Source organism: Arthrobacter sp. TJ-238, from assembly GCF_058269215.1.
In genome coordinates this window covers 516,704-528,755 of record NZ_JBZCNH010000003.1, presented here as the reverse complement: position 1 = coordinate 528,755, position 12,052 = coordinate 516,704, and the positions used below count along the sequence as shown (strand labels likewise).

The window sequence follows — 12,052 nt, the reverse complement described above, 5'->3', positions numbered from 1 at the left end:
ACCACTCGGTCCCGCCCCCTCGACCGATCCGGCACCGGCCGGAGCGGCGCCTACCGGAAGTTCTTCTGGTGTGCCTTGATCGATGCCACGTACCGCTTGGTGTCCTCGAACATGCCACGGCTCTGGACCGAGTACTGGCCCTGGTAGTAGGAGGCGATGGCGATGTCGAGCGAGGGACTGGTGCGTACGAGCGAGCGGATGATCGCGACACCGGCGGTGGCGTTGTCGTACGGATCCAGCAGGTTGAGCTTGCGGCCCACGAGGTCGCCGGCCCACTGGCCGGAGGAGGGGATGACCTGCATGGTGCCGATCGCGTTCGCCGGGGACACCGCGCGCTGGTTGAAGCCGGACTCCTGGTACGCGAAGGCGAGCGCGAGGCTCGGATCGACACCCATGGAGCGGGCCGTGTCCGCGACGATCTGCTTCATCTCGGCCTGCGAGGGAGCCGGCATCGAGTTGAGCAGCGCCTTGTTGGAGTTGGCGTCGGCCACCACCTTGTCGGGGTACTTGTAGCCCAGGAAGGTCGAGGGCACGAGGTTACCGGGGGCAGGAGCCGGGGCGGGGGCCGGAGCGGTACCGGCGCCGGGGAGAGTGAGCTTCTGCCCGGGGTGGATGACGGAGGTCATCGTCATCTTGTTGGCGGCGAGCAGGTTGTTCAGCCCGATGCCGTTGCGGGAGGCGATGGCGCCGAGGGTGTCACCGGCCTTGACCGTGTACGAGCCGGCCGCCGGGGCAGGGGCGGGGGCCGGCGCAGGGGCGGGGGCCTGCGGAGTCACGCTCCCCGCGAGCTTCAGCTTCTGCCCGGGGTAGATGATCGACGTCATGCCGAGGTTGTTCGCCTTCAGCAGGGCGTCCAGCCCAATGCCGTTCCGGGAGGCGATAGCGCCGAGGGTGTCACCCGACTTCACCGTGTAGGTGCCGCCGCCGGGAGCGGGAGCGGGAGCGGGGGCAGGAGCGGCTGCGGGCTTGCCCGGCGCCGGGGCGGGAGCGCCGCCGAGGGCGAGCTTCTGCCCGGGGTAGATGATCGAGGTCATCGAGAGTTTGTTGGCCGTCAGCAGGTTCGGCAGGCTCAGACCGTTGCGGGAGGCGATGGCTCCGAGGGTGTCACCCGGCTTGACCACGTACGTGGCCGCGGACGGCTTCGCGGCGGGCGCCGGAGCGGCAGGTGCCGGGGCTGCGGCCGGGGCCGCGCTGCCTGTCAGCTTGATCTTCTGCCCGGGGTAGATGACAGTGCGCGCGTCCAGCTTGTTCAGCTTCAGGACGGCGTCCGTCGCGAGACCGAAGCGCTTGGCGACGGCACCGATGGTGTCGCCCGGCTTGATGGTGTACTCGCTCGGCGTGATCGCGGAGTGGACCGCGATCTTCTGCGCCGGGATCTGGGTCGCCACGAGGGCGGCGGGGACGACTGCCCGGGCGGGGGCCTGCATGGCCGGTCCGGTGAGGTGCCGGACGGCGGGCGCCTGCGGGGCGGGTGCTGCCGACGCCGGGTGGGCGAGGGCGACGGAAGAGAGAATCACCGCGGGCAGTGCGGCGGTGGTCACGGCGACGTTCAGGCCGCGACGGCTAGCGCCGGCAGCCTTCCTGCGGGTGCCGTTCAGCGGTGCGTTCGATCGCTGGGCAGTCATGTTTCGTTCCTCGTCTGTTGGCGGCTGAGTCCGCGCGGACATACGTACCCGAGATGATGCTTCCCGGCTGGGTACGTACAGGTGCTGATGATGCTGTTGGGTCACGTGTTGTTATTGTGACTTGTGTGACTTCTGTGAACTTACACGAAATCGCCGCTAGCACAAGAGCCCTCCGGGCGACGTGAAGCGCAGCTTCGGCGTGTCGCGCCCGGAGCCCGATCCTTGCGTTCTTCCTTCGTCCGTCCTGCGCCGACACTGCGTCGGTTCTGAGCCGGTTCTGAGCCGGTTCTGCGCATGCAGCCGCCCCGTCCTGCAGACCTCCTGTGCCTGCGGGGACCCCGCCGTTCCCCCAGGGCCGCCGGGGGACGGGGTCCGGCCTCCCGAGTGGAGTTGGGTGCGGGACCATGGCACGCTTGGACCGTGACTGAACTCGAACACCTCGTCCCGGCCTGGCTGAACCTGCCGGACGTCGCCGCAGCCCTCGATCTGCCCATCACCCGCGTCCATTCGCTCATCAGCGACAGGTCGCTGGTCAGCGTGCGCATCGGTGAGCGCAATATCCGCAGCGTCCCCGCCGACTTCCTCGTGGACGGCGCCGTCCTCGACAGCCTCAGGGGGACCGTGGTGGTGCTCGCGGACTCCGGGTACGGCGACGAGGACATCATCCGCTGGCTCTACACGGAGGACGAATCGCTGCCGGGCCGCCCGATCGACGCGCTGCGCGAGGGTCGCAAGACGGAGATCCGCCGTCGCGCCCAGGCAGCCGCCTGGTAGGAGGAGGACCGACAGGCGTCGGGCAGCGCGGCCGTCAGGCCGCAGTGCCCCCAGGGTCACGGCGGGCGGGGAGTGTCAGGCCGACCGCGTGACCGCCGCTTCGGCGAGCAGGCGGAGCGCGTGCCGGGACGTCCCGTCGATCTCGAGCCGCTCGAGCGCCGCGAAGGCGGCCTCGGACTTCCCGGCAATGAGCTGCTCGGTGTGGGCCAGGGCTCCGGTGTCGACGATCATCCCCCGCAGCAGGCCGACGGCGTCCTCGTCCAGTGCCGTATCGCCGAGCATCGCGTTGATCCGCGCGCGGACCGCGTCCGATGCGGACCCGAGCGCCCGGGCGATGAGGAACGTGCGCTTGCCCTCGCGGAGATCGTCGCCCGCCGGCTTGCCGGTCACCTCCGGATCGCCGAAGACACCCAGGACGTCGTCGCGGAGCTGGAACGCCTCGCCCAGCGGCAGGGCGAACGCCGAGTAGGCCGACAGCAGTGCGTCGCCGGCGCCCGCCAGCGCGCCGCCGAGCATGAGCGGCCGCTCCATCGAGTACTTCGCCGACTTGAAGCGGAGGATGTTGAGCGCGCGTTCCTCGGCGACCTCGGGCGTCTGGTCCGGGCCCACGGCCTCCTCGAGCAGGTCGAGGTACTGGCCGGCCATGACCTCGGTGCGCATGCGGTTGAAGATGGTGCGTGCCGCGTCGCCGGACGTGCCGGAGCAGGACGTCGTGAACAACTCCTCGCTGAAGGCGAGACAGAGGTCTCCGGCCAGGATGGCGGCCGAGACCCCGAAGCGCTCGGGGTCGAGGTGCCAGCCTGCGTCCGCGTGGCGCACCGTGAACTGCCGGTGCACGCTGGGTCGGCCGCGCCGGGTGTCCGACCGGTCGATGATGTCGTCATGGATGAGCGCGGCCGCCTGGAAGAACTCCAGCGCGGTCCCCGCGACGACCGGCGCCGACCCCGTCGGAGAGCCGCCGGCCGCGCGCCAACCCCAGTAGCACAGGAGGGCGCGCATCCTCTTCCCCCCGCGCGTCAGGGCGGCGATGCTCGAGATGAGCGGCAGCGACTCGGCGGAGATGTCCGCGAGGACGACGCGCTGCTCATCGAGGAACGCCTCGATGCCGAGGGTGAGCGAGGACCGGAACCGATCCTGCTCCTCCTGGATGGTATCGGGAACGGGGCCGTCCTGATCGGGGGTGGCGGGTGCGGGCAGCATGGATCTCCCGGGCGGGTCGGCTGGACGGTGTGCTCCCACTCTATCCGTCGGCGCGCGCCCTCCGACCGACGGCTCCGGCCCGGCGGACGGCCCCGGCCAGCCCGCGGCCATGATTCCCCGCGTCGTCCGGGCGAGGGACGTCGGTGGCACTGAGTACGATGTGTGCGTGTCAAGGGTTGAAGATTCGAAGCCGGTCGAGCATGCGGAGTGCCACATCCTGCACATCGACATGGACGCGTTCTTCGTCTCCGTCGAACTGCTCGATCACCCCCATCTGCGCGGCGTTCCCGTCGTCGTCGGATCGCCGTCGGGGCGGTCCGTGGTCCTGTCCGCATCCTACGAGGCACGCCGCTACGGAGTGCGGTCGGCGATGCCGATGTCCGTCGCCATGCGGCAGTGTCCCACCGCCGTGATCCTGCCTCCTCACCAGCGACGGTACTCGGAGGTCTCGCGCGAGGTCATGAGGATCTTCCGAGCGGTCACGCCCGAGGTGGAGCAGCTGAGTGTGGACGAGGCCTTCCTCGACGTCGCCGGATCCATGCGCCGCCTCGGAGGCCCCCGCGAGATCGGGGAGCAGGTCCGCGCGGAGATCCAGGACACCCTCGGCATCACCGCGAGCGTGGGCGCCGCGACCACCAAGTTCGTCGCGAAGATCGCCTCCACGCGGGCCAAGCCCGACGGTCTCCTCCTCATCCCCGGCGATCAGACGATCGCCTACCTCCACACCCTGCCGGTGTCCGCGCTGTGGGGGGTGGGCGCCAAGACACAGGAGGTTCTCGCCCGGATCGGCATCCACACCGTCCAGGACGTCGCGCAGACACCGGTGACCACTCTCAGGCGGCTGCTCGGAGCATCCGGTGAGCACGTGCACCAGCTGGCATGGGGACGCGACCCCCGGCGGGTCGTCGTGTCGCGGGCCGAGAAGAGCATCGGCGCCGAGGAGACGTTCTCTCGGGACATCGACGATTCCGAGACCCTGCGGAGGGAACTGCTGAGGCTGGCCCACCGCACAGCGACCCGGCTGCGCGCCTCGGGCTACCGCGCCGGGGGAGTGGCCCTCAAGCTCCGCTACGCCGACTTCTCCACACTGACCCGCTCGAAGAAGCTCGACGAGCCGGTGGACAGTGCGAACGCGCTGTACGGTGCGGCGACGGCACTCCTGGCAGCCCTGGGTGAGCGGCCGATGGCGGTCCGGCTGATCGGCCTGCGTGCCGAGTCCCTCGAGACGACGGGAGACGGGTCCACGCAGCTGACCATCGACCGGAGGGATGACAACTGGCGGATCGCCGAGCGGGCGCTCGATGACGTGAACCGGAAGTTCGGCGACGCCGGCGTGGTCCCCGCGGGCCTGCTCCGTCCGAAGGTACGGGACAGGGGTGCAGTGGGGCCGGAGGATCCGCCGGCGCAGGGCCCCGACGGCGGGACCCGAGGGCGCCTGACCGGACCGTCCGGGACTCGGCGTGACCGGGGCGCCGTCCGCCCGCCGGACCGGCCCTGAGCGGCGGGCGATCGGGACGGTTAGCATCCCGCGGACGGCCCGATCAAGACCGCATTGTGACTTTCCACGTACTGCGTAGCAAACTAGTCTTTAAACAGGCAGCCCGCCTGTCGCACTGCACGTTATTCCGTCCTCCGGAGCCCGAGGTTCACGACCCTTCCGCCGGGAACCCGGTTCGCGTGCGGGTCGTTGGTCGGGTACGGGAATGTTGGTATCCACATCAAGGAGGCGGTCATGGCACTCTCGGAACACGAGCAGAGGTTGCTTGATCAGCTCGAGCAGCAGTTACACGCCGACGATCCCAAGTTCGCCCACTCGATGGCGTCGGACACGAGCAAATCGATGTCCACACGTCGACTGGTCATCGGTTCCCTCATCACGATCGCAGGCATCCTCGTCCTCCTCGCGGGCATCGTCTACCAGCTCACCATCGTCGGTGTCGCCGGTTTCCTCATCATGGGGGCAGGGGTGTATTTCGCTACCACCAAGTCGCGGCAGGCGGATACCGGTCAGCCCCAGGGCAGGCCCTCCAAGGCTCCGTCCCCGGGGAAGAGCGGCTTCATGTCGAACCTCGAGGACAAGTGGGACGAGCGTAAGCGAGACCAGACCTAGACTGCAGTACCAGGACAGCTCCAGGAAGAACCCGCCACGGCGGGTTCTTCCTCTTTAACAGCACCCGATTTATCAGCACCCGAGCGCATACCCTCCCCGACAAGCCGGGCTCCGACCCGTGTCGTCGTCCTCGTTCCCGTCAGCCGATCCCGTCCGCCGATCCCTTCCCCTGGTCGCGCCACCGGCACCCGCCGCCCTTCCGGCCCTCCACTTCGCTCCCCACTGCCCGACCACTGCCCGATCCCGCCATACTCGCGAGGTGACGCGGGCGGCGGCCCGGGGGAGCGCCGCGCCGGTGGGCGCGCCGCGCGCCGGTTGCATTGACCGGGGAGAGTTGTGGAGTAAAGTGGGGAATATAAGAGCAAGGCAGCGAAACGCTGGGCTTGGCGGACTCAGAACAGGCGGTCAGGGATGTTCCTCGGAACGCACACCCCCCGCCTCGACGAAAAAGGCAGGCTCATCCTCCCTGCGAAATTCCGTGAGGAACTGAGCGAGGGGCTGGTCCTGACCAGGGGCCAGGAACGCTGCATCTACGTCTTCAGCATGAGTGAGTTCGAGAGGGTGCACGAGCAGATGCGGGCGGCTCCGATCTCGTCACGCCAGGCGAGGGACTACAACCGTATCTTCCTGTCAGGGGCCTCGGACGAGGTCCCCGACAAGCAGGGCAGGATCACCATCCCGCCCGCCCTGAGGACCTACGCCGGCCTGGACCGGGAGCTCGCAGTGATCGGAGCGGGAAGCCGCGCCGAGATCTGGGCGGCCGACGCCTGGGAGTCCTACCTGACGGAGAAGGAGACCGCCTTCTCCGAGACGGACGAGGACGCGTTCCCGGGCATCATCTGAGACGGGCAAGCACCAGCACGACTAGCGCCAGAAGCACGACGACACAGCAGCACGCACGACGCGGGTGGCGGCATCTCTTGGATGAGATCTCCAGCCGCCGGACACGGTCCGCCACCTGGCTCCACTTCCCCGGAGCCAGGCGAGGACCGTCCGGCCGGATGGGGGTCTGACTCAAGAGCATGACACCTCCGCCCGCCAGCCTGCAGAAACACCGAGACGATGAATGGCGAACTGCAGGAGGGAGAGGGCGTATGGGCGGAGACCGGCCCACCGATGAGCGACATGTCCCCGTCCTCCGCGACCGCTGCGTCTCCCTGATCGCCCCCTCCGTGGCCTCCGCCGAGAGCGCCGGCCGCCGGCCCGTCGTCGTGGACGCGACGCTCGGCATGGGCGGGCACTCCGAGACCATGCTCCAGCGCTTCCCGACCGCCCACCTCGTCGGGATCGACCGCGACACCGAGGCGCTCGACCTGGCGGGGGAGCGGCTCGCCCCGTTCGCGGACCGCACCGACCTGGTTCACGCCGTGTACGACGAGCTGCCGGAGGTGCTCGAGGACCTCGGCATCGACGGCGTCGACGGCGTGCTCTTCGACCTCGGTGTCTCCTCCCTCCAGCTCGACGAGCGCGACCGCGGCTTCGCCTACTCCTACGACGCGCCCCTCGACATGCGGATGGACACCAGCAGGGGCGTCACCGCTGCCGACGTGGTCAACACCTATGCGTCGGAGGACCTCCTGCGCATCATCCGCACCTGGGGCGAGGAGAAGTTCGCCGGACGGATCGCATCAGCCATCGTGCGGGCACGGGCTGCCGAGCCCTTCCGGACCACCTCCCAGCTCGTCGAGGTCATCCGGAGCGTGGTCCCGGCCGGGGCAGCCCGCACCGGGGGGCACCCTGCCAAGCGGACCTTCCAGGCCCTCCGCATCGAGGTCAACGAGGAACTCTCGGTCCTGGAGCGCGCGGTGCCCGCTGCCGTCGACTCCGTCGTCGTGGGCGGCCGCGTCGTCGCGATGTCCTACCACTCCCTCGAGGACCGCATCGTGAAGAGCGCCTTCACCGCGGGCACGAAGTCCTCCGCTCCCGTCGGCTTCCCGGTCGAACTCGAGGAGCACAAGGCGTACCTCCGCTCGCTGACGCGCGGCACGGAAGCGCCGACGGCAGCGGAGATCGAAGAGAACCCCCGTGCGGCATCCGCCAAGCTGCGCGCGGTCGAACGCATCAAGGCCGCACCCGTCGACAGGAAGACCAGATGAGCCAGGTATTGACTGCTGAGAAGCGACACCGCGCCACTGCCTACGCCGGGCACGGGGCCCTCGCCCTCGCCTCGGACCGCCTGCCGGAAAGGCTCACCGGAGGTACTCCGGGGGTCACTGGTACCCGGCAGAAGCCGCGCACGCCGCTCTCGGTGGTCCCCGCGCGGCCCACGCGCCGGCGCGTGCCCTTCGCCGTCTTCAGCCTACTCGTGCTCGGCGCCGCCCTGGCCGCCGTGCTCATGCTGAACATCTCGGTCTCCGGGACGCAGTACGAACTCGTGCAGCTCCGCAACCAGCAGGTCGCGCTGAGCCAGCAGAACGACGCCCTGGTTCTCGAGATCGAGGGCAAGGAGGCCCCGCAGAACCTCGCGGCCGCCGCCACGAAACTCGACATGGTCTCCTCCCCGACGTTCGGGACCATAGACCTGGATTCGATGAAGGTCACGGGCACCCCGGAGCCCGCGAAGGAGGGGGCCAAGCCCGAGGTCCTCATCGCCGCCCCCAGCCTCGTCACCGGGCAGGCAGGACCCGTGGCGGTCGAGGCGCCTGCAGTAGACGCGGTCGAGGCGCCCGCAGTAGAAGCCGTCGAGGCGCCGGCCGAGGAGTCCGCGGACGAGCAGGTCGCGGCGGACGCAGCGCCTTCCGGCGCCGCGGCGGTGGACGGGCAGGGAAGCTCGGCCTCGGGCACCATCCCCGCTCCCGAGCAGCTCGGCTCCGCCCGCTAGCCGAGCGACACGCCCGCGCCCGCCGCTTCCCGCACCGCACGCACCTGATCGACAAGGATTCCTCCGTGACCCCTGCACGCACCGGCAGCCCCGACAGCCTCCGTCTGGCCCTGGGCTCCACGCGTCTGCGCGTGGGGCTGGCGTTCGTCCTGGTGCTGCTGATGGTCCTCGGCGTGCGCCTGTTCCAGCTCCAGGCACTCGACCTCGACGGCATGGCGCAGGCGGGGCTGTCCAAGCGGCTCACCAACACCGCGGTGCAGCCGGTTCGCGGCTCGATCGTCGACACGAACGGCAAGTACTTCGCGCGGAGCGTGGAGCGCTACGACATCGTGGTGGACCAGCGGCTGAGCGCCGTCGACGACTTCCGGCGCTACAACGAGGAACTCGAGGACTGGGAGATCATCCCCATGGACCAGGGGCTCTCCGAACTCGCCGCCGTCCTCGGCATCGACGAGGAGACGCTCCGCGCAGCGGTCCTCGGTGAGAAGACCTTCAACTACGTCCTGAAATCCGTGACGCCCGACGTGAAGAACCGGGCACTGGCCGTCAAGGTCCCCGGCGTGTACGCGGACCAGACGAGCGTGCGCACCTATCCGGCGGGACCCGTGGCCGGCTCGATCGTCGGCTACGTGGGAACCGACGGCAAGGCGCGATCAGGGCTCGAGGTGTCGCTCGACGACCAGCTCACGGGCGAGGCGGGCAGCCGCACCTTCGAGATCGGCGGCGACGGCATCAGGATCCCCTACGCCACGAACGAGGATGTGCCAGCCGTCGACGGGCAGAGCGTCAAACTGACCATCGACCAGGACCTGCAGTGGTTCGCGCAGCAGACCATCGCCTCCCAGGTGAAGGACTACAAGGCCGAGTGGGGCAACATCGTGGTGGTCGAGGCGAAGACCGGTGCCATCCGGGCCATGGCGGAATCGACGACCCTCGACCCGAACGATCCCGAGGCGACCCCCGCGGACAAGCGCAGCCCGAACTCCGTCAGCGCCTCCTTCGAGCCGGGATCCACGACCAAGGTCATCACCCTCGCGGCCGCACTGGAGCAGAAGCTCATCGAGCCCACCTCGAAGTTCGTCCTGGACAACCGCTACACGGTCGACGACCAGACGTTCAAGGACTCCTCGGAGCACGAGACCGAGCACCGGACGGCCGCAGGCATCCTCGCGAAGTCCATGAACACGGGTACGGTCCAGATCGGCGAGAAGCTCACGAAGCAGGAACGCTACGACTGGTTCAAGAAGTTCGGGATCGGCGAGCCGCTCGGCACGGGTCTCGGCGAGGAGAACCAGGGCCTGCTGACCACCCCCGACAAGTGGGACGACCGCCAGCAGTACACCGTCCTCTTCGGGCAGGGGCTCACGCAGACCGCACTGCACACCGCGATGGTGTACCAGACCATTGCGAACGACGGCGTCCGCCTCAAGCCCCGCCTCATCGACGCCTACATCGATCCCGACGGCACCGAGCACAAGGTGCCCCAGGACGAGGGCACGGAGGTCGTCTCCGACGAGACCGCCGCCGAGATGCGCAAGATGCTCGAGACCGTCACCCAGGAGGGATCGGGCAAGTCGGGCGAGCTCGAACAGTACCGCGTCGGTTCGAAGACCGGTACCGCGGAGGCGCCCAGCGCCAGCGGCGGGTACGACGGCTACACTCTCTCCTACGCCGGGATCGCCCCGATCGAGGACCCGGAGTACGTCGTCGTGATCACGCTCCAGCGGCCCAAGGGCGACCTGTACTACCTGATCCCCGGCGAGTCCTTCCAGAAGGTCATGAAGCAGGTCCTCAACTCGAACAACGTCCCCGCCTCGACGAGCAAGCCGGATATCTACCCGGTCGAATACTGACCCGGAGGCCAGAGCACCGTGCACCCGAATACGCCGCAGGGGAGTCCCGCTTCCCTGATGCGGCCGCATGCCCCCCGACCCGTCAGCCTGTCCGCGGCCCTCGCCGCCGTCGGCGTGCCGGCCGGTCCGTCCATCCCCCCGGACCTCCCGACGGTCACGGGGATCACCCTCGACTCACGCGCGGTACTGCCCGGTGACGTCTACGCCGCCCTTCCCGGAGCGGCGCGGCACGGCGCGGAGTTCACCGCGCAGGCCGTCCGTGCCGGAGCCGTCGCCGTCCTCACCGACAGCACGGGCGCACGGATCCTGGCCGACCGCGCGGCAGCAGCGGGCGACGCCCTGCCGCCCGTCGTCGTCGTGCCCGACCCCCGCCGCGTGGTGGGTCCGCTCGCGCGGGTGGTGTTCGACAGCCGGCCGGACGGCGGCACGGCTCCGACCCTGTTCGGGATCACGGGGACGAACGGCAAGACGACGTCCACCTACTTCCTCAACGCCCTCCTCGAGGCGCTCGGTCGATCCACGGGACTCATCGGCACGATCGAGATCAGGGCCGGCCACGAGGCCATCCCCAGCGCGCTCACCACGCCGGAATCGCCCCAGGTGCACTCCCTCCTCGCGCTCATGCGCGAGCGCGGCCTCGGCGCGGCCTCCATGGAGGTCTCCTCGCACGCGCTCGAGTTCGGACGCGTCGACGGCGTCCTCTTCGACGTCGCCGGGTTCACCAACCTGACCCAGGACCACCTCGACCTCCACGGCACCATGGAGGACTACTTCGCGGTCAAGGCGACGCTCTTCACCTCCGCGCGGTGCCGCCGCGCCGTCGTCCTCGTCGACGACACCTGGGGGCGCAGGCTCGCCGATGCCGCGGATGTCCCCGTCCTCACGCTGCGCACTGTTCCCGGGGCGGGCCCCGGCAACGGTGCGGGGTCCGACGCCGACTGGACCGTCACCGACGTCGAGCCCAGCGGACTCGGGCACACGTTCGTGCTCCGCGGGCGCGCCGGGGACCGGCTTACCGTCCGTAGCGGACTGCCGGGAACGTTCAACATCTCCAATGCCGCCCTCGCGGCCATCATGGTCCTCGCCTCAGGCGTCTCCGTGGCCGACCTCCAGCGTGCACTCGACGCCTCCGACCCGTTCACCACCGAGGTCCCCGGCCGCATGCAGCTCATCGGTGAGGAGCCGGCGGCGATCGTCGACTTCGCCCACAACCCCGACGCCCTCGAACGCACGCTGGCCTCCGTGCGCCGCCCCGGCGGTCGGGTCATCGCCGTGTTCGGCGCGACCGGCCAGCGCGACGAGTCCAAGCGCCCCGTGATGGGCGCGGTGGGCGCGCGCCTGTCCGACGTCCTCATCGTGACGGACGACGACCCCCACGACGAGGACGACGCCGTCATCCGCCGCGCCGTCCGCGCGGGTGCCGACGCCGCGGTCCGGGACGAGGGCCTCACCTGCGAGGTGCTGGAGGTCTTCCCGCGGGCGGACGCGATCGACCGCGCCGTGGCCCTCGCCCGCCCCTCCGACACCATCGTCATCGCCGGCCGCGGGCACGAGGTCTGGCAGGAAGTGAAGGGCATCAACCTGTCCCTCGACGACCGCGTGGAGCTGCGCTCCGCGTTGACAAGGCACGGATTCTCTGGGCTTTCACCGGCCGGGATAGAGTCCTGAA

10 protein-coding genes are annotated in these 12,052 nt (G+C 69.7%); 8 read left to right on the top strand and 2 right to left on the bottom strand.

The window, feature by feature from the left end; all coding sequences use genetic code 11:
- Nucleotides 1–50 precede the first annotated feature (50 nt).
- A complete protein-coding gene (locus AC4D2O_RS08635) occupies nucleotides 51–1,625 on the bottom strand; it encodes a LysM peptidoglycan-binding domain-containing protein (protein ID WP_490906424.1) in 1,575 nt (524 codons plus the stop codon).
- Between the two features lie 420 nt (nucleotides 1,626–2,045).
- Between AC4D2O_RS08635 and AC4D2O_RS08630 the strand changes: the two genes are divergently transcribed.
- Entirely contained in the window at nucleotides 2,046–2,399 is a 354-nt protein-coding gene (locus tag AC4D2O_RS08630) for an Rv2175c family DNA-binding protein (RefSeq protein ID WP_104049763.1), read from the top strand.
- A gap of 75 nt (nucleotides 2,400–2,474) precedes the next feature.
- Here AC4D2O_RS08630 and AC4D2O_RS08625 read toward each other — a convergent pair whose 3' ends face one another.
- Complete coding sequence (locus tag AC4D2O_RS08625; RefSeq protein WP_490906421.1) at nucleotides 2,475–3,599, bottom strand: polyprenyl synthetase family protein; 1,125 nt, start codon at nucleotides 3,597–3,599, stop codon at nucleotides 2,475–2,477.
- Between the two features lie 166 nt (nucleotides 3,600–3,765).
- Here AC4D2O_RS08625 and dinB point away from each other — a divergent pair, with 166 nt between their 5' ends.
- From dinB to AC4D2O_RS08590, 7 genes are all read left to right on the top strand, one after another.
- A complete protein-coding gene (dinB, locus tag AC4D2O_RS08620; RefSeq protein ID WP_490906419.1) occupies nucleotides 3,766–5,097 on the top strand; it encodes a DNA polymerase IV in 1,332 nt (443 codons plus the stop codon).
- 234 nt (nucleotides 5,098–5,331) lie between these two features.
- Nucleotides 5,332–5,709: an SCO2097 family morphological protein gene (locus AC4D2O_RS08615; RefSeq protein WP_490906416.1), complete on the top strand. Its 378-nt coding sequence runs from the start codon at nucleotides 5,332–5,334 to the stop codon at nucleotides 5,707–5,709.
- Nucleotides 5,710–6,120: 411 nt separating this feature from the next.
- Nucleotides 6,121–6,552 (top strand): division/cell wall cluster transcriptional repressor MraZ, encoded by a 432-nt coding sequence (gene mraZ, locus AC4D2O_RS08610; protein WP_334209461.1) that lies wholly within the window; start codon nucleotides 6,121–6,123, stop codon nucleotides 6,550–6,552.
- A 251-nt stretch (nucleotides 6,553–6,803) separates the two neighbouring features.
- Nucleotides 6,804–7,805 carry a 16S rRNA (cytosine(1402)-N(4))-methyltransferase RsmH gene (rsmH, locus tag AC4D2O_RS08605; protein WP_490906412.1) on the top strand — a complete coding sequence of 334 codons (1,002 nt, stop codon included), beginning with the start codon at nucleotides 6,804–6,806 and terminating at the stop codon, nucleotides 7,803–7,805.
- Nucleotides 7,802–8,530, top strand: coding sequence for a cell division protein FtsL (gene ftsL / locus AC4D2O_RS08600; RefSeq protein ID WP_490906410.1), 729 nt, complete (start codon nucleotides 7,802–7,804; stop codon nucleotides 8,528–8,530). Before rsmH ends, ftsL begins: the two co-directional genes overlap by 4 nt.
- A 65-nt stretch (nucleotides 8,531–8,595) precedes the next feature.
- Nucleotides 8,596–10,383, top strand: coding sequence for a peptidoglycan D,D-transpeptidase FtsI family protein (locus AC4D2O_RS08595; RefSeq protein WP_490906409.1), 1,788 nt, complete (start codon nucleotides 8,596–8,598; stop codon nucleotides 10,381–10,383).
- A gap of 57 nt (nucleotides 10,384–10,440) precedes the next feature.
- Nucleotides 10,441–12,051: a UDP-N-acetylmuramoyl-L-alanyl-D-glutamate--2,6-diaminopimelate ligase gene (locus AC4D2O_RS08590; protein ID WP_490906408.1), complete on the top strand. Its 1,611-nt coding sequence runs from the start codon at nucleotides 10,441–10,443 to the stop codon at nucleotides 12,049–12,051.
- The last annotated feature ends 1 nt before the right edge of the window (nucleotide 12,052 follow it).